Source organism: Streptomyces sp. R11 (assembly GCF_041051905.1).
Lineage (GTDB): Bacteria > Actinomycetota > Actinomycetes > Streptomycetales > Streptomycetaceae > Streptomyces.
The window spans coordinates 6,371,698-6,388,475 of record NZ_CP163432.1; the positions used below are offsets into that span (position 1 = coordinate 6,371,698).

A 16,778-nucleotide genomic window follows, 5' to 3' on the forward strand; every position below is an offset into this window, starting at 1 on the left:
GGTCTGCGCCTCGGTGTCCTGGTCCTGCCAGCTCGCGCGCAGGACGTGCCGCCGTTCCGTGAGGGTGTCGGTGAACCGGGTGGCGACGTCGTCGAGGACGCTGCTGCTTCCCTTCGCGTGGCGTCGGGTCAGCGGCCATGGCGCGTGGCCTTGGCCGTCAGGGGCGCAGGGCCGGGGCGGCTCGGCTGTTCGGTGACCAGTGCTTCGAAGAGGCTTCGGGCTTCGACCATGGCCTCCCGCATTTCCTCGGTGTCGCTCTGGCCGCGGGCCGCCGCGTGCATGCTGCGGTAGCCCTGGACGTAGTGGGCGTGGTGGACGGAGAGGGCGGCGATCTGGTCCTCGAACCGCTCGCCGTCGGGGAAGCCGCGGTCCCTTGCCAGGCGCGCCAGCAGTGCGTCTGCCTCGGTGACGGACTGCTGCGGTGATTCCACGAACTGCTCCTGGACGGCGGCCCATCGCGTCACGTAGCGCTCACGGGCCGCGGGCGACAGCGGCTGCTCCGTGAGGGAGCCGTATTCCTTCACACGCGCGCCGAGTTCCTGCTCGGCGGCCTTGGTGTCGCCGTCCTGGCGGGCGACGGCGCGGGCGTACTCGGGGCCGAAACGCCGCTTCAGCCCGTGCGCGCCATGGCCTCGGACTCGTCCACGTCCGAGGTAGAGGAGGGTGGCCGAGCCGATGACGATCACGGCGATGATCACGAGGGTGAACATGGCTGCCTTCTTTGGCTCTCGGTTCGCACGTCGGGCTGCTGCATTGTCGTCAACTCCTGTCGGCTGATCGAGCGTTGGGCCCGCCGGGTGGTGTCCACACGACGTGGGCACCACCCGGGGCGTTTGCGGTCACGGCCTGAAGGCGTCCTTGGTCTTGTCGCCGGACTGCTTCAGGTTTCCGGCGACCCGGTCGGTCCTGCCTTCGCGCTGCAGTCGCCTGTTGCGAGTGGTCCGGCCGATGCGCTCGGTGACCCGGCCCTTGAACGCCTGTGTCTTGTGCTTGATCGTCCGTCCGACGCTCATGGCCGGCCTCCTGCTTGTCTGGTGAGTGGGGTCCCGCTTGTGATCGCCGTACAGGCCTTTGTTCCTGCGGGCAGGGTCGAGCTCCGGAATGGACTACCTGCGGCTGTACCGGCGGCCGCCGCCACGGCGCCCGCGCATCGCGAAGCCGACGATCCAGACGACCAGCAGTACGGCGGCGACCCACCACAGGATCTGCATGGTGAAGCCGAACCCGAACACCACCAGGATCAGCAGAAAGAGAAGAATCCACAGAATCATTGCCGGGCCTCCAGATCGCGGGGATTTCCTTGATTCCGCGGGGTCCGGGCGAAGCGGGAAGGTGGAATGCCGCCGAACAATCCGGAGTGGCACTGCCCTACGCCGTGCTGCCAGTCAACGCCCGGCAACCTTCCTTGTCAACGCGGTGTCGACACTGAGGAGTTCTGGGAGCTCTGCTGGGGCCGCCGGGGGGAACGGAGGCTCGGCGGGGGCTTCGGGCGGCTCGGTCGGCGGCGTCGGCAGGATGTGGTCCTCCCACCAGGACAGGGCCATCACGGTGGCGAGCAGGACGAAGGGGGTCGAAGCGGGAACGATCAGCGCGTACATGTGTACCGCCTGTCGGTGGATACGTGCGACACGGCGGACAGCGGATGGGCGGTGCCCGCATGGGCGCATCGAGGCCGCGCCGGGATCGCGTGGCGACGGCGGGTGCGGGAGCGGCCCGTTGGGGGCGGGGCAGGTTCCGGCACTGATGCACGAGGTGCGCCCTCGAAGGGGCGCGAGAGGTGTTCGACGCTGCCGGGGGCTCGGGCCGTACCGCACACGCTAGCCCTCGCCGCGCTCCCTGGACAGATGTCAAGTGGCCATCTGGTCCCGGCGGAGGGCGCTGACGTGGGTCGCTATCCGCAACCTCTGGGGAGGGCTACGCTGTTCGTACAGGCCCCAGCCCCCGGCAGTGATGCTTTGTTCCGCTCCCGGAGGCCCGCGGTGTTCGTTCTGCTTCTCATCCTGATCGTGGTCTTGTTCGGCCTCGGCTTCATCAACCCCATCTGGTGGGTGGCCGCGGCCGTGTTGGTCTTCGGCGCCACCCGGCACGGCCGCGATCGCGGGGGAGGGTGGATCCGTGACGACGGTTCCGATCTCGGGGACTACCGGGACTACGAGAACCGCCGGGATCGTCAGGACCGCTGGAACCGTCGTTACAGCCGTCGGCACCGGGCGCGCTGGAGGCGTGAGGACCGTCGGGACCATGAACACCGCGGGTGACCGATGAAGTTGCCCGACATCCAGAGATTCCGGGGCGGCTTCAGCCACACCGGACGTGTGGAATTCGTGGAGAGGTAGATGCCATGCATCGCACAACCTTGCTCCCAGAGAATTGGTGGGATGTGGCGGCTGAGGCCTGGGCGGAGAATGCGGCGGGCCATGGTGTCGTGGCGCTGCGCGCCGAGAATGATCAGCTGCGGCGGGCACTGGCCGGCCGTATGGTCATCGATCAGGCGTGCGGCATGGTGATGATCCTTGCCCCCTGCCGCCGTGGGCCGGCCAGGAACCTGCTGGTGGACATCTCGCGGCAGTGCAACAGCAGTCTTCCGGACGTGGCTGCGGCCGTGGTCGCTGCCTGGGAGGGTGATCCGCTCTCGCCGCTGATGCGGCGGGCGCTGCGGCGGGCGCTGCGGCGGCTTCACGCGGAAGACCGGGGGTGCGACTCGCCGCCGGCGGATGAGCCCTCCGGAAGGAGAAGGTCATGATTCACGCAGCCGACGTCCGAGAATGGCGCAACCGCGATGTCGTCGACACCGAGTCGCACAAGATCGGTGTTCTCGAGGCGGTCTATGTGGACACCACTACCGATGAGCCGGCCATGGCCACGGTACGGACCGGACTGCCCACCCGGCACCGTCTGGTCTTCGTCCCCCTTGAGGACGCGATCGCCGGGCCGGACTATCTCAGGGTCGGCCATGTCAGAACGCTGGTGAAGCAGGCCCCTTCGATCGGCACCGACGACGTGCTGCCCGCCGAACAAGAGGAAGCGATCTTCAAGCACTACGGACTGGCCTACCAGCCCGGTGCGGCCGGAGAACGGCAACTGGCGCGCCGCTGACCACCTATGGACGGGATGACTGCCCTGTGAGGTATGCACCATGCGCCGGCTGACCACACCCCGCGAAGAACAGCCGTTGTTGACGGCCGTGGCGTCGGCGGAGGAAACGGCTCTACGGACCGAAGTCGTCGAACTGCGCGCCACGAACGAGCAGTTGGGACGCGCGCTGGCGAGCCGCGCGGTGATCGACCAGGCGCGCGGCATGGTGATGGCCCTGGCCCCATGTCCCAGCGACAGGGCCTGGGACCTGTTGGTGGACGTGTCGCAGCACTGCAACATCAAGCTCCGGGACGTGGCCGCGGCCCTGGTCGCCACGACCAAGGACGAGGCACTCCCGGAACCGATACAGCGGGAGCTGCGCCGGGGGCTGCGGTGTCTCCACCTGGCAGACCGGCGGTGACGGCATGCGTGCCCAGCGGACGGCAGCGGCAGCTGTGAGCTCAACTCTCCGGTGCCTTCGTCCAGGACGGCCGTCGGACGCCTCGTGCAGCCCACCTCGCGGAACACAGACTCCGGCCGGCCCCTTCCCTGCCCTCGCCATGGCGCTACGCCCCCTGGGGGCCGTGGCGGAAGAGCGGACGAGAGATCGTCCACCCAGTAGTGCCGGTGTACTCCGGACTCGCCGCTACCTCATCTTCGGGGTAGACGCAACTCGTGGCGGTGGCGTGCCGGGCAGAACGGTTCTACCGTGAGGACAGGAAGCAGACCCCAGTAGCACGTCATGATCATCCTCGGACTCGCCATTCCCGTTGCCGCGGTGGTCATCGGTGTCGCCAGGGTTCTTTCCAACAGCGGCAGCGCCCTCGATTTCACCGGCGGATTCTCCGTCCTCGGAGTCGACGTCACCGGCTCCGCCGGCACCCTCTTCCTCTACGGCATCGTCGTCGGGGCGGCGGCTCTGTTCGGGCTGATCCTGATCCTGACCGGTACACGCCACGCCACTCGTCGCGGCCGCACCGCACGTGGCAGGCTCAAACACGAACACGGCTCCGCCCGCGCGCAGACGGCGCAGGCGGAGGGTGCTGACGAAGACCCTGCCGGACTGGTCGAAGGCCCCCGTCACGAGGACCACTGGTTCCGCCACCGGGCCGCCCACTGACGATCCAGGTCGGCCGCTCTCATACGTCGCGAGGCGGTGCGGGTCCTCCGCTGGATGCCTCTCTTCTGGGCCTTGGGTGTAAGGAGTAGGTGTTCCTCATGGAATGGCTGAGAAGGTTGCCTGTGATCGGAAAGCTGATGCGTACGCACGCTGGGCGGGCGTTCGAGCGGCTGGATGCCGTCCACTGGGCCCGGCTCGCCGCGGCCATCACCTTCACCAGTTTCGTCGCGCTCTTTCCGCTGATCACCGTGGGCGCGGCGATCGGCGCCAAGCTGCTGAGCGACGACCAGCTCCGGGACCTCCAGGACGAGATCGCCGACCAGGCGCCGGGCCTCTCCGACCTGCTGGACCTGGACGGTCTCGTCGCGCACGCCGGATCCGTCGGGCTGATCGCGGGCGCCCTGCTGCTCGTGATCGGCATCAACTGGGTCGGCGCCCTGCGCGGGAGCCTGCGCGCGGTGTGGGAGAAGGAGCAGGACCCGGGCAATCCCATCCTGCTCAGGGCCAAGGACGCCATGGTGCTGGTCGGTCTCGGCGCGGTCGGGCTGGTCGCGATCGGCAGTTCGGTATCCGCCAACATCGCCGTCGGCTGGGCCGCCGACAAGGCCGGCATCGAGGGCGGGGCGGGACGGGCTCTGCTGTTCTTCGCCGGCCTGGCCATCGCCCTGGTCGTCAACTTCCTGCTGCTGGTCTACGTACTCACCCGGCTGCCGCGGGTGCATCCCGGCCGGCATGCGGTCGTGGTCGCCGGGCTGATCGGTGCGGTGGGCTTCGAACTGCTCAAGTGGTTGCTGACCGGCTATCTGCAGGGCGTTGCGGGGAAGAGCATGTACGGCGCCTTCGCCGTGCCGGTCGCCGTCGTGCTGTGGATCAACCTCATGGCCAGGCTGCTGCTGTACTGCGCCGCTTGGACAGCGACAGCAACGGGGACGGCAGTGCGGTCCGACGAGTCAGCCGAGGGCGAGGGCGCAGAGCCAGCGGGGATCAGCCCCGCAGCCGCCGCCGCACCACAGCGGGCGTCAGCCGGCAGTAGCGCACCAGCAGCACCGCGCCTCCAGAAGCACGGCCGGTGATCCGAGCGTGGGCCTGGTGCTCAGGTAGCTGCGTGCGGGCACAGCCTCGGCGACGGTGTCAGGGCACCAGGCCGGGGAGAGGTTCGGAGTCGTCGATGAAGGCGCGGGCCAGATCGGACAGGCGCCGGTTGTGGGCGCGGGCGTAGCCGCGCAGCGCGGTGAAGGCCTGTTCCATGTCGATGCGGTGGCGTTCGGCGAGTTTGCCCTTGGCCTGTTCGATCAGGACGCGGCTGTTCAGCGCGTTCTGCAGCTGTTCGTTGAGGACGTTGCTGAGGTGTGCGGAGCGCTGTTGGAGCAGGCTGATGGTGGCGACGTCGGCCAGGGCCTGGGCGACAAGTGTGCCGACCGGGTCGAAGGGGCCGGCGGCGGCGTGGAAGAGGTTCAGGGCGCCGACGGTCTCGTCCCGCAGGCGCATGGGCAGGGCCTGGACTGCACCGAACCCGCTGCGGTGGGCCGCCGTGACGAAGCGCGGCCAGCGGTCGGCCTCCCGGGTCAGGTCGGGGACTGCCACGGGTGTGCCGGTGCGGAAGCATTCGAGGCAGGGGCCTTCGTCGTTCTGGAGCTGGAAGAGCTCAAGGAGGCGCACCTGTTCGTCGGAGGCGGCCATCACACGGAGTTTGCCGTCCCGGTCGGCGAGCAGCACCCCGGCGGCGCTCGCGTCGAGCATGCCGACGCAGCGGTCGGTGAGCAGGCGCAGGAAGTCGATGAGGTCGAAGTCGGCGACGAGGTTGTCGGCCAGCTCGACGAAGGTCTTGGCCAGGAGCTGCTCATTCATCGTGTCACCCTCGATTGAGACTGGTCCCGCCGGGAGGGGGCGGGAAGTACGGCATGTTCCTCGGATGGCGCCGGTGCGTCAGGCTTCGTCGTCGGCTTGGCCCGGCTCCGAGTCAGGGGAGAGACGGAGCCGGTGGGCCACCACGTCGGCGGCCACGTCGGCGAGCCGGCGTCTCTGCGCGTAGGCGTAGGCGCGCAACCGTACGAAGGCTTCGTCGATGCCGACGCCGAGCTGGACGGTGAGGATGCCGGTGGCCTGGTCTATCTCCGCCCGGTATCCGCCCAGGTCCTCGAATCCTCGGTCTGCCACTTCTGCACCGGCCGGCGCGCCCGTCTCGTCGATCCGCGCATCGAGCAGGATCAGCGTCGCGAGATCGGCGAACGCCAGCGCGTCGGCCAGTTCCTCGGCGTCCAGCACGGTCGGCACGTCGGCGTACAGGTCGAGGACTCCCGGGCTGATCGCCCCGATCTGCAGGGGGAGCGCGAAGACGGCGCGTGCCCCGGCTTCCAGGGCCGCATCGGCGAACACGGTCCAGCGGTCCTGCAGTTCACGGGTCAGCAGATCGGGTGTCAGGACGGCCGAGCCGTGCAGAAAGGCATCCACGCAGGGCCCCTCGCCCAGTGTGAGCTGGAGCTCTTCCAGTTGCTCGCTGATGTCATCGGTGCTGCAAAGCGGATGGCTCGCCGCGGACTTGGACATCGCCGACAGGCCGGCCCCGCCGACCGGCAGCGCGGCCACGGCCGCGGTGCACACATCCACCACGCCGACCCGGGCACCACGAAGGGCCGCCTGCTCGGCGACCAGCGCCTGGATCCTGGCCGACCGGCTCTCGGACCTCACCCGGGCCACCGGGTCCAGGCCTCGCGGGCAAGTCCCTCCAGCCTTGCGGCGGTTCGTTCCCCGAGGGGCAGAACCAGCGCACGGAACATGGTGGGGCCTGCCGGCCGCCAGAGCTCTCCGACGTCCAGCCATCCCCAGGAGCGGAGCGCGGCGAGGGCCGGGTGATCGTCCTGATCCACCAAGATGGCGCCGAGCGACGCCCGGTGGTCGCTCACCAGCCGCTCCTGCAACCGACGGGCCACCTCCGCGTCCCAGTCCTGGTCCGGCGGGTGCGAACGGACAAGGGTGTCGGCGATCGCGAAGACACCGCCGGACTCAGTGAGTTGCTCAACACTTTGCGGCAGTGCTCCGTCGAAGCCGAGCCACCAGCAGCCGTCGCTGCGCACCGGGAATCCGAAGGCGCATCCCACGAGACCATCCGTCTCCGCGATCACCATGGCGAACCCCGGCCTGCGGATGTCGCCGGTGAGACGGTTCAGGACGTCCTGGCGGCTGCGGTATGCCTCAGGGGCGGACGTCTCGCGGGAGTTCACGTACAGATCCGCCAGCGCCCCGGCCAGGCCCTGTGCCAGCCAGCGGCTCACCCGACGTAACCGCACCGCGTCCATGGTGGACGACTCGCCTGCATGGAGCTTGTGCGGCTGCCTCTGCCCTCGCCGGGCCGTCACCGCACATCACCCGAGAAGACGGGCGCAAGCGGAACAGTCCGGTACGGCGGAGCTTGGGCGGTCGGGGCCGGGACACCCTCGGGAGGAGGTGACAGGTGCCCGAGCGGAAGGCCTGGGAGCAGGAACCCGGAACCGGTGAGGTCGAGTATCAGACCGAGATGCGGTGGCGGGTGGTGCAGCCCCAGGGTCCCGCCGGCCTCCGCGGTCCGCTGTGAAGCGTAGAGGAAGGCGTTGAGGCCGCTGCAGTCGCAGAAGGTGACGGGGGCGAGGTCGACGTCGATGGTGTGGATGCCGTCGTGCAGGCACCGCTCGAGCGCGGTGCGCACCAGGGGGGCCGATTCCAGGTCGATCTCACCGACCAGGGTGATCAGCGTCCGGTTGCTTCGGTCATGGCGGTAGACGGTGAGCTGCGGAAGGGGCATGACGCCTCGGTTCAGAAGACCATCCGGCAGCGGACGCGGTGACGCCGGGAATCCCGGCCCCTTGGCGCTGCCGGCAGGGGCGTACGTTCGGCGGAGGTGGAGCGGCGGCCGGTCCGACAGCCTGTGTGTCAGGACAGAGGACCCACCCAGTTCTCTCCAGGGACGGGCCGGGTGACGGACGAAGGTCCACTCCCTGCGCCATCTGTGTCGAGCATCGACAAAGCCGCCAGGGTCTGGGGCGCCCGTGTAGCAGCATAGTCGCCGCCGGGTGCGAGGGGCGGCCCGAAGCCGCCCATCTCAGGATGCGGACGGCGCCAAAAGGTGGTGGCGCGCGTATATCGGGTGCCTGCACGGTACTTGGGCCTGCTGCGCGAACGCGGCGGCCGGCAGCCGTTCAGGTATGGCAGTCCGTCGACTGCCCGAGGAGGTGGCTTCGCATGACGGAGCCGAACAGTTCAACCCTGCGGAAGCCCGAGCCCGATGGGCCGAGCACGGGCGTGGGGCCGACGCTGCAGGCCGCACGGCCCGGGCCTCAGGAACCGCCGGGGACCCGTGGCAGGACGACCATCGCGGACGGGGTGGTGGAGGAAATCGCCGGGATCGCCGCACGGGAGGTCCCCGGATTCCACGCACTGGGTGGGGGATTCACCCGCACCATGGGCGCGGTGCGCGACCGGGTCCCGGGCGGGCACTCGAGTGTGCTTTTCGGCGATGACGGTGGCGAGTGGGTAGCCGAGGATCTGGAAGCTGTCCGTCGTGAGCTGCTGTGGGTAGTCGATGATCCGAGGGCCGGGGGTAACGGGGTCGCCGAAGCTGACATCCAGTCGGAGCTTGGGTCGGGCCGGGCAATGGAGGCGGCCATGGACAGGCGCAGGCCGTGGTACTCGTCCTCCTCGCGGATGGGGACGGTCTTGAGCGTCGTGGGATCGAAGAGGACTCCGTCGTCGATCTCGGTGGCTGCGATGCCGCCGATCCTGTGGACGATCTCGGTTTCGGTGCCCGGGAACGAGCGGCCGAGGATGTTACATCGAGATGGCGGGGCGTAGTTCCCGTCGTTGACTATGCGGCACGAACCCGCAGGTCAGACGCCCATACATGGGATTTACCAGGGACTTTTCAGGGACTTCCACGTCTGTCCCAGGGAGTTTCCAGGGACTTCCCGCCGCGTAAGCAGAGAAGGCCCCGACAGCGCCGAAAGACACGAACGCGCAGGTCAGGGCCCCTCCCCTCAGCACTCGATGATGTTGACCGCCAGCCCGCCCCGGGCCGTCTCCTTGTACTTCACGGACATGTCGGCGCCCGTGTCCTTCATGGTCTTGATGACCTTGTCCAGGGACACCTTGTGCGAGCCGTCCCCGCGCATGGCCATCCGCGCCGCCGTGACCGCCTTCACGGCGGCCATGCCGTTGCGCTCGATGCACGGGATCTGGACGAGGCCGCCGACCGGGTCGCAGGTCAGGCCGAGGTTGTGCTCCATGCCGATCTCGGCGGCGTTCTCGACCTGCTCCGGGGAGCCGCCTAGCACCTCCGCCAGCGCGCCCGCCGCCATCGAGCAGGCCGAGCCGACCTCGCCCTGGCAGCCGACCTCGGCGCCGGAGATGGACGCGTTCTCCTTGAAGAGCATGCCGATCGCGCCGGCGGCCAGCAGGAAGCGGACCACGCCTTCCTCGTCCGCGCCGGGCACGAAGTTGATGTAGTAGTGCAGGACCGCCGGGATGATGCCGGCCGCGCCGTTCGTCGGGGCGGTCACGACCCGGCCGCCCGCCGCGTTCTCCTCGTTCACGGCCATCGCGTAGAGCGTGATCCACTCCATGGCGAGCGCCTTGGGGTCGCCCTCGGAGCGCAGCTTGCGGGCCGTGTTCGCGGCGCGGCGGCGCACCTTCAGGCCGCCCGGCAGGATGCCCTCCCGCGACATCCCCCGCGACACGCACTCCCGCATCACCTGCCAGATCTCCAGCAGGCCCGCGCGGATCTCCTCCTCCGTGCGCCAGGCCCGCTCGTTCTCCAGCATCAGCGCGGAGATCGACAGACCCGTCTCCTGCGTCAGGCGCAGCAGCTCGTCGCCCGTGCGGAAGGGGTACTTCAGGACTGTGTCGTCCAGCTTGATGCGGTCCGCGCCGACCGCCTCCTCGTCGACGACGAAGCCGCCGCCCACCGAGTAGTACGTCTTGGAGAGCAGTTCCTCGCCGGACGCGTCGTACGCCCACAGCGTCATGCCGTTCGCGTGGTACGGCAGTGCCTTGCGGCGGTGCAGGATCAGGTCCTTGTCGAAGGAGAACGGGATGTCGCGCTCACCGAGCAGCCGCAGCCGGCCTTCACTCTTGATCGCCTCCACCCGCTCGTCGGCGCTCTCCACGTCCACCGTGCGCGGCGAGGCGTCCTCCAGGCCGAGCAGCACCGCCTTGGGGGTGCCGTGTCCGTGGCCGGTCGCGCCCAGGGATCCGTACAGCTCGGACCGTACGGACGCGACGGAGTCCACCAGACCCTCGTTGCGCAGACGGCGGGCGAACATGCGTGCCGCGCGCATCGGGCCGACCGTGTGGGAGCTGGACGGGCCGATGCCGATCGAGAACAGGTCGAAGACCGAGATGGCCACGGGGGACTCCTCAATACGGGGTGGAACAGGGGCGTGGGGCGTCCCGCTCACCTACGAGTGTGCGGGACACCCCACAAAAAGGAACTACTTGTTGAGACCGGGGTACAGCGGGTGCTTGTCCGCGAGCGCCTTGACCCGGGCCTTCAGCGCGTCCGCGTCGTACGTCGGCTTCAGCGCCGCGGCGATGACGTCCGCGACCTCGGCGAAGTCCTCGGCCGTGAAACCGCGGGTCGCCAGCGCCGGCGTACCGATCCGCAGACCCGAGGTCACCATCGGCGGGCGCGGGTCGTTCGGGACGGCGTTGCGGTTGACCGTGATGCCGACCTCGTGGAGGCGGTCCTCGGCCTGCTGCCCGTCCAGCTCCGACTCACGCAGATCCACGAGGATCAGGTGCACGTCGGTGCCGCCGGACAGCACGTTGACGCCGGCCTCGCGGGCGTCGGCGGCGGTCAGACGGTCGGCGAGGATCCGCGCGCCCTCGACCGTACGGCGCTGGCGCTCCTTGAAGTCCTCGCTCGCGGCGACCTTGAAGGAGACCGCCTTGGCCGCGATCACGTGCTCCAGGGGACCGCCCTGGAAGCCCGGGAAGACGGACGAGTTCAGCTTCTTGGCGAAGTCCTTCTTCGCCAGGATGATGCCGCCGCGCGGGCCGCCCAGCGTCTTGTGAGTCGTGGAGGTGACGACGTCCGCGTGCTCGACCGGGTTCGGGTGCAGGCCCGCCGCGACCAGGCCGGCGAAGTGCGCCATGTCGACCCACAGGTACGCCTCTACCTCGTCGGCGATCCGGCGGAACTCGGCGAAGTCCAGCTTCCGCGGGTACGCCGACCAGCCGGCGATGATCACCTTCGGGCGGTGCTCCTTGGCGAGCCGCTCGACCTCGGCCATGTCGACCAGGCCGGTCTCGGTGTCCACGTGGTACGGGACCACCTTGAACTGCTTGCCCGAGAAGTTCAGCCGCATCCCGTGCGTGAGGTGGCCGCCGTGGGCCAGGTCCAGACCCAGGATGGTGTCGCCGGGCTGGGCCAGCGCGAACAGGGCGGCCTGGTTGGCGGAGGCGCCCGAGTGCGGCTGGACGTTGGCGTACTCGGCGCCGAACAGTTCCTTGACCCGGTCGATGGCGATCTGCTCGGCGACGTCGACGTGCTCGCAGCCGCCGTAGTAGCGGCGGCCCGGGTAGCCCTCGGCGTACTTGTTCGTGGCGACCGATCCCTGCGCCTCCATGACCGCGACCGGCGCGAAGTTCTCGGAGGCGATCATCTCCAGGGTGGACTGCTGGCGCTCCAGCTCGGCGTCGAGCGCGGCGGCGATCGCCGGGTCGAGCTCGTGCAGGGGTGTGTTCAGAAGCGACTTGTCAGACATAAGGGGGTGTAACTCCTCAGCCGGCGGTGTGGGCGACGTACTCGTCGGCGGAGAGCAGGTCGGCGGGCTCCTCCGTGATGCGTACCTTGAACAGCCAGCCGCCCTCGAAGGGGGCCGAGTTCACGAGCGCCGGGTCGTTCACCACGTCCTCGTTGATCTCGGTGACCTCGCCGGTGACCGGGGAGTACAGGTCCGACACGGACTTGGTCGACTCCAGCTCGCCGCAGGTGTCACCCGCGGTCACGGTCGAGCCGACCTCGGGGAGCTGGGCGTAGACGACATCGCCGAGCGCGTTGGCCGCGAACTCGGTGATGCCGACCGTCGAGACGCCGTCCTCGGCGGTCGACAGCCACTCGTGCTCCTTGCTGTAGCGCAGCTGCTGGGGGTTGCTCATGGCCTGAATTCTCCTGTACGCGCGGGAGTGGTGATGAAGGGGGGACTGCTGGAAACGTGCGTGAGCAGCACAAATGTGCGCAGGCTCACGCAGGGGCCGCTGCCAGTCTCTACTTCTGGAGTTACTTCTGCCGCTTGTAGAAGGGCAGCGCCACGACCTCGTACGGCTCGTGGCTGCCGCGGATGTCCACGCCGACCCCGGCCGTGCCCGGCGCCGAGTGCGCCGCGTCGACGTACGCCATCGCGATGGGCTTGCCCAGCGTGGGGGAGGGCGCACCGGAGGTGACCTCACCGATCACCTGGCCGCCGGCGACGACCGGGTACCCGGCGCGCGGGACGCGACGCCCCTCGGCGATCAGGCCGACCAGGACGCGCGGCGGGTTCTGCGAGGCACGGTCGGCGGCCTCGGCGAGCGCCTCGCGCCCCACGAAGTCGCCCTCCTTCTCGAACTTCACCACCCGGCCGAGCCCGGCGTCGAAGGGGGTGAGAGAGGTCGACAGCTCGTGGCCGTACAGCGGCATGCCCGCCTCCAGCCGCAGCGTGTCCCGGCAGGACAGACCGCACGGGATCAGGCCGACGCCCTCGCCCGCCTTGGTCAGCGCCTGCCACAGCTCGACGGCGTGCTCCGGCTTCACGAACAGCTCGAAGCCGTCCTCGCCGGTGTAGCCCGTGCGCGCGACGAGGGCGGGGACGCCGGCGACGGTGCCGGGCAGGCCGGCGTAGTACTTCAGGCCGTCCAGGTCGGCGTCCGTGAGGGACTTGAGGATGCCGGGGGACTCCGGGCCCTGCACGGCGAGCAGGGCGTACGCGTCCCGGTCGTCACGGACCTCGGCGTCGAAGCCGGCGACCCGCTCGGTCAGCGCGTCCAGCACGACCTGGGCGTTGGAGGCGTTGGCGACGACCATGTACTCGGTCTCGGCGAGCCGGTAGACGATCAGATCGTCCAGGATGCCGCCGTCGGCCCGGCAGATCATGGTGTAGCGGGCGCGGCCGACGCCGACGGAGGCGATGTTGCCGACCAGGGCGTGGTTCAGGAAGGCCGCCGCGGCGGGGCCGGTCACGGTGATCTCGCCCATGTGGGAGAGGTCGAAGAGCCCGGCCTTGGTGCGCACGGCGTTGTGCTCGTCGCGCTCGGAGCCGTAGCGCAGGGGCATGTCCCAGCCGGCGAAGTCGGTCATCGTCGCACCGAGCGAGCGATGCAGGGCATCGAGCGCGGTGTGACGGAGTTCTTCTGTACTGCTCATCGGACGGTTTTCTCCCAAGGCATGACGGGCGAGGTCGTTCCTCCCCATCTGTCATCGGAACCTGAGAGGTTCGCCATGACCGGCGGAGGGCCAGGTCACGGCTTGCACCTTGGGTGGAGCCCACGCCTCTTCTCGGCGAAAAGGGGGACTCGCTTTTCAGATGTGCCTCGCCCGCGCGGTAACGGGGCCTGAGAGATTCAAGGGAGGGACTTGCTCCTTCGGCGCCCCAGCGATGCACTGCTGGGAACTCTCCCGCGCGGATTCAAACGGCCGGTATGCAGTTGGCGCGGACATCATTGCACGCCCGGCCCGTCTTGGGCAGGCCGCGGCTGTAACGGGGTTGTGGCAGGAAGTGAACGAAAATGCGGGAGATCATCCATTACCTTCTCTTTACGCTCAGTGGGGATGGGGAATCCTGAACCGGAGGAGGACGATGACGGTGAAGCGCACCACTGCGTACGCCACGACGTCGGGCATCGCGCTGCCCAAGCAGCCCGCGGCCCCGGCCGTCGAGGCCCCGGGCACGCGCGTCGCACCGGTGGTCCGTGACCTCCGCGATCGCTCCGGCCACAGCCCGCACGCTCTGCTCTTCGCCCCCGAGGACCTCGTCGTGATCACGGGGCTGCCCGGCAGCGGCAAGTCCACGCTGATGCGCCGGACGGTGAACGGCGCCCGCATCGACTCCCAGGACACCCGGGACCGCTGGGACGCCCGCATGCCCGGCTTCCTTCCCTACGCCGTATACCGCCCCCTGGTCCGCCTCGCGCACTACGCCGGCCTGCGCCGCGCCATGCGCTCCGGCGAGGGCGTCGTCGTGCACGACTGCGGCACGCAGGCCTGGGTGCGCGGCTGGCTGGCCCGTGAGGCCCGCCGCCGCGGCGGCACCGTGCACCTGCTGCTGCTCGACGTCGACCCGGACACGGCCCTGGAGGGCCAGCGCGAGCGCGGCCGGGGCGTCTCGCGGTACGCCTTCCTGCGCCACCGCAGGGCCGCGGCCCACCTGCTGCGCTCCGTGGAGAAGGGCCACCTGCCCCCGGGATGCGGCTCGGCGGTGCTGATCGACCGGGATGCGGCGGGCGTACTGCGCCGGATCGGGTTCACGGGCTGACCGGCCGAGGGCCTGTACGGGACGGCCACCCGCTAGCCTTTTGAGCCACAGCAGCGGTTCACAGCAGGCGGTTGAGAAGTAGATGGACTTCCCGGCGGAACTCCCCGCGGACTTCCCGGCAGGGGCACACCTCCACTCCCACGGCGGGTGGCCAGGCAACGAACTGGAGGAGGTGCTCTCGGCCTCCCTCGGCCTCCCCTCGGCCGGCGGCCGGATCATCGAGGTGCTGGGCCGCAGCTTCGTCTGGGTGCCCCTGCCCAGCGGCGGCGGCCCGGACAGCGGTCAGCTGGACCTGCCGACGGTGGAGATCGGGGGTCAGGCGTACGTGCCGGTCTTCAGCTCCGAAGAACAGTTCCGCCAGGTGGTCGGCTCCCACATGTCGTTCACCATCGCCCCCGCGGTGGAGTTCGCCCGCGGTCTGCCGCCGCAGGTGGGCATCGCCGTCAATCCCGACGGCGTGGTCGGCGTCCCGCTGCCCCCGGCGGCGGTGGCCGAGCTGTGCCGCGTGGGCCGCACCCCGCTGGACGGCCTCGCGTCCGGGGGCCGCGTCAAGCTCTACGAGCCCGACTGGCAGGACGACCCGATCGACTTCCTCGCGGTGGCGTCCGCCGAGTTCGCCGAGACCGGCGTGGTCACGACGGCCCGCCGCTGCCTCGCGTCGATCGAGACGGGCGCCCCGGTGATGTTCATCGGCGTGGAACTCTCCCTCTGGGAGGGCGACTTGCGCGCCGCCCCCATGGACGCCCTGGCCCGAGCCCTCGGCCGCGCCCCGGTCCAGTGGCCGGTCAACCTCGTCCTGCTGGACGTGGCCGAGGACCCGGTGATCGCCTGGATGCGCCAACAGGTCCGGCCCTTCTACCAGCGTGACTTGCAGCGCCCCTGAGGGGCAGCGCCCCTCCAGGGGCGCGGGGAACTGCGCGACAAGCCACATGTGACCCGCAGTCCGCAGACCACAATAGGTCCCGAGCTCTCCCCGGCTCTCCCAGCGGAGCGCCTAAGCTGGGGACAAAGCCATGTTTCCCGAAGGGGCGGTAAAAGGTGAGCGCGAGCGGCACCACCTCGACCGGACAGGTCGAGCACATGCTGCGCCAGGTTACGCCCGGGCGCTACGACGCCTACGAGGCCCTCCTGCGCGCGCTCGCGACCCCGTCCTCCGGCCAGGTCTGGATGCTGCTGTGGCACGGCCAGGGCGGCTCCCCGGACGCCCAGTACGGAAACATGGACGTCGAGGGCTACGGCTACGCCCCGTGCGTCACCTCCGCCCAGGAGCTGTCCGCCAGCGGCTGGAACCGCAGCTACGAAGTCGTCGACGGAGTCGACGTGGCCCGCACCCTCTACCCGGACCACTACGGCCTCTGGCTCAACCCGCACGCCCCCGGCGGCGGCGTCGGCATCCCGTGGCTCGATCTGCGCCGCATCGCCACCGGCCTGGACCGCCAGCCCGCCGGCCCGCTGAGCCTGTCGGAACCCGGCATCGAGGTCCCGCAGTTCTACGCCCTGCTCGCGCAGAACGCCCACCGCACCCCGGCGGTCCGCTCGCTGCGCCGCGCCTGGGTGCAGCCGGCGCTCGGCGCGCCGTATCTCGCCATCGGGCTCGACGTGTACGACACCAGCCCGCCCGCGGTCGACTCGGTGCGCTCGATGATGTCGCAGTCGATCGGCGCGGTCCCGGACGGGCTGCCGGTCTCGACCGTGGCGATGTCCGACGAGGACGACCCGGTCGCCATGTGGATGAGAGCGAGCGCCCGCCCGTTCTACGACCGCGAGGCACACGTCGCCGCCCCCGCGCAGGCACCGGCGGCCGGCTACGGCTACCCACCGGCACAGGGCCGTTACTGATCATGCATCGGCTAACCTGCTGATCAGTCGGCAACCCGACTGTCGTAGGTGCAAAGGGTCTTCGACTGCGGTTTCCCAGGTCGATCTCCGCGCGTAGATGCGATCGGAAGGTCCCGGTCCGCCCTCATACGCCCCAACTAGCCCCCGTCCGACGGCCGATACCCACTGTTCGGATAACGGAACCCCTCAGACAGCATCACGGTTGCGCATCCTTTCCCCGTCAGCTCTGGCAACAGATCGCCAAAGCGTTGAAGACTCCCGGCAAG

General features: G+C 69.6%; 21 protein-coding genes, 2 pseudogenes and 1 riboswitch. Of the genes and pseudogenes, 10 read left to right on the top strand and 13 right to left on the bottom strand.

The window, feature by feature from the left end:
- Positions 1–128: 128 nt before the first annotated feature.
- From AB5J55_RS29450 to AB5J55_RS29465, 4 genes are all read right to left on the bottom strand, one after another.
- Positions 129–710: a hypothetical protein gene (locus tag AB5J55_RS29450; RefSeq protein WP_369273527.1), complete on the bottom strand. Its 582-nt coding sequence runs from the start codon at positions 708–710 to the stop codon at positions 129–131.
- Between the two features lie 129 nt (positions 711–839).
- A complete protein-coding gene (locus AB5J55_RS29455) occupies positions 840–1,013 on the bottom strand; it encodes a CsbD family protein (RefSeq protein WP_369273528.1) in 174 nt (57 codons plus the stop codon).
- Between the two features lie 93 nt (positions 1,014–1,106).
- Positions 1,107–1,268, bottom strand: a complete 162-nt coding sequence (locus AB5J55_RS29460; RefSeq protein WP_369276336.1) for a hydrophobic protein — start codon at positions 1,266–1,268, stop codon at positions 1,107–1,109.
- A 117-nt stretch (positions 1,269–1,385) separates the two neighbouring features.
- Positions 1,386–1,598 (bottom strand): hypothetical protein, encoded by a 213-nt coding sequence (locus AB5J55_RS29465; protein WP_369273529.1) that lies wholly within the window; start codon positions 1,596–1,598, stop codon positions 1,386–1,388.
- 381 nt (positions 1,599–1,979) lie between these two features.
- Here AB5J55_RS29465 and AB5J55_RS29470 point away from each other — a divergent pair, with 381 nt between their 5' ends.
- The 6 genes from AB5J55_RS29470 to AB5J55_RS29495 all read left to right on the top strand — a co-directional run bounded on the left by AB5J55_RS29470 (position 1,980) and on the right by AB5J55_RS29495 (position 5,268).
- On the top strand, positions 1,980–2,258 hold the full coding sequence (locus AB5J55_RS29470) for a hypothetical protein (protein ID WP_369273530.1): 279 nt from the start codon (positions 1,980–1,982) through the stop codon (positions 2,256–2,258).
- A gap of 83 nt (positions 2,259–2,341) precedes the next feature.
- The gene (locus AB5J55_RS29475) at positions 2,342–2,743 is read left to right on the top strand and encodes an ANTAR domain-containing protein (protein WP_369273531.1); all 402 of its coding nucleotides are present in this window, start codon (positions 2,342–2,344) and stop codon (positions 2,741–2,743) included.
- Positions 2,740–3,096: a PRC-barrel domain-containing protein gene (locus AB5J55_RS29480; protein ID WP_369273532.1), complete on the top strand. Its 357-nt coding sequence runs from the start codon at positions 2,740–2,742 to the stop codon at positions 3,094–3,096. The genes AB5J55_RS29475 and AB5J55_RS29480 overlap by 4 nt, the downstream gene beginning before the upstream one ends.
- 40 nt (positions 3,097–3,136) lie before the next feature.
- A complete protein-coding gene (locus AB5J55_RS29485) occupies positions 3,137–3,496 on the top strand; it encodes an ANTAR domain-containing protein (protein ID WP_369273533.1) in 360 nt (119 codons plus the stop codon).
- 321 nt (positions 3,497–3,817) lie between these two features.
- The gene (locus AB5J55_RS29490) at positions 3,818–4,195 is read left to right on the top strand and encodes a hypothetical protein (RefSeq protein WP_369273534.1); all 378 of its coding nucleotides are present in this window, start codon (positions 3,818–3,820) and stop codon (positions 4,193–4,195) included.
- A gap of 98 nt (positions 4,196–4,293) precedes the next feature.
- Positions 4,294–5,268, top strand: a complete 975-nt coding sequence (locus tag AB5J55_RS29495; protein ID WP_369273535.1) for a YihY/virulence factor BrkB family protein — start codon at positions 4,294–4,296, stop codon at positions 5,266–5,268.
- Positions 5,269–5,326: 58 nt separating this feature from the next.
- On the opposite strand, the gene AB5J55_RS29500 is transcribed toward AB5J55_RS29495, so the two are convergent.
- From AB5J55_RS29500 to AB5J55_RS29515, 4 genes are all read right to left on the bottom strand, one after another.
- Entirely contained in the window at positions 5,327–6,043 is a 717-nt protein-coding gene (locus tag AB5J55_RS29500) for a GAF and ANTAR domain-containing protein (protein WP_369273536.1), read from the bottom strand.
- Between the two features lie 78 nt (positions 6,044–6,121).
- The gene (locus AB5J55_RS29505) at positions 6,122–6,883 is read right to left on the bottom strand and encodes an ANTAR domain-containing protein (RefSeq protein ID WP_369273537.1); all 762 of its coding nucleotides are present in this window, start codon (positions 6,881–6,883) and stop codon (positions 6,122–6,124) included.
- Positions 6,880–7,491 (bottom strand): hypothetical protein, encoded by a 612-nt coding sequence (locus AB5J55_RS29510; protein WP_369276337.1) that lies wholly within the window; start codon positions 7,489–7,491, stop codon positions 6,880–6,882. Before AB5J55_RS29510 ends, AB5J55_RS29505 begins: the two co-directional genes overlap by 4 nt.
- A 56-nt stretch (positions 7,492–7,547) precedes the next feature.
- The gene (locus AB5J55_RS29515) at positions 7,548–7,973 is read right to left on the bottom strand and encodes an STAS domain-containing protein (RefSeq protein ID WP_369273538.1); all 426 of its coding nucleotides are present in this window, start codon (positions 7,971–7,973) and stop codon (positions 7,548–7,550) included.
- 437 nt (positions 7,974–8,410) lie between these two features.
- On the opposite strand from AB5J55_RS29515, the pseudogene AB5J55_RS29520 reads away from it, so the two are divergent.
- Positions 8,411–8,674: pseudogene (locus AB5J55_RS29520) on the top strand (Asp23/Gls24 family envelope stress response protein); the annotation flags it as partial.
- 54 nt (positions 8,675–8,728) lie between these two features.
- Here AB5J55_RS29520 and AB5J55_RS29525 read toward each other — a convergent pair.
- From AB5J55_RS29525 to gcvT, 5 genes and pseudogenes are all read right to left on the bottom strand, one after another.
- Positions 8,729–8,797 (bottom strand): annotated as a pseudogene (locus AB5J55_RS29525) (hypothetical protein); the annotation flags it as partial.
- 404 nt (positions 8,798–9,201) lie between these two features.
- The gene (locus AB5J55_RS29530; protein WP_369273539.1) at positions 9,202–10,569 is read right to left on the bottom strand and encodes an L-serine ammonia-lyase; all 1,368 of its coding nucleotides are present in this window, start codon (positions 10,567–10,569) and stop codon (positions 9,202–9,204) included.
- Between the two features lie 84 nt (positions 10,570–10,653).
- Entirely contained in the window at positions 10,654–11,928 is a 1,275-nt protein-coding gene (glyA, locus tag AB5J55_RS29535) for a serine hydroxymethyltransferase (protein WP_369273540.1), read from the bottom strand.
- A gap of 16 nt (positions 11,929–11,944) precedes the next feature.
- Entirely contained in the window at positions 11,945–12,322 is a 378-nt protein-coding gene (gene gcvH, locus AB5J55_RS29540) for a glycine cleavage system protein GcvH (protein ID WP_107902594.1), read from the bottom strand.
- 121 nt (positions 12,323–12,443) lie between these two features.
- A complete protein-coding gene (gcvT, locus tag AB5J55_RS29545; protein ID WP_369273541.1) occupies positions 12,444–13,565 on the bottom strand; it encodes a glycine cleavage system aminomethyltransferase GcvT in 1,122 nt (373 codons plus the stop codon).
- Positions 13,566–13,731: 166 nt separating this feature from the next.
- Positions 13,732–13,830: riboswitch (glycine riboswitch) on the bottom strand.
- A 168-nt stretch (positions 13,831–13,998) separates the two neighbouring features.
- On the opposite strand from gcvT, the gene AB5J55_RS29550 reads away from it, so the two are divergent.
- The 3 genes from AB5J55_RS29550 to AB5J55_RS29560 all read left to right on the top strand — a co-directional run bounded on the left by AB5J55_RS29550 (position 13,999) and on the right by AB5J55_RS29560 (position 16,512).
- Complete coding sequence (locus AB5J55_RS29550; RefSeq protein ID WP_369273542.1) at positions 13,999–14,673, top strand: AAA family ATPase; 675 nt, start codon at positions 13,999–14,001, stop codon at positions 14,671–14,673.
- 82 nt (positions 14,674–14,755) lie between these two features.
- Positions 14,756–15,556, top strand: a complete 801-nt coding sequence (locus AB5J55_RS29555; protein ID WP_369273543.1) for an enhanced serine sensitivity protein SseB — start codon at positions 14,756–14,758, stop codon at positions 15,554–15,556.
- A gap of 155 nt (positions 15,557–15,711) precedes the next feature.
- Positions 15,712–16,512, top strand: a complete 801-nt coding sequence (locus tag AB5J55_RS29560; protein ID WP_369273544.1) for an enhanced serine sensitivity protein SseB C-terminal domain-containing protein — start codon at positions 15,712–15,714, stop codon at positions 16,510–16,512.
- Positions 16,513–16,778 lie beyond the last annotated feature (266 nt).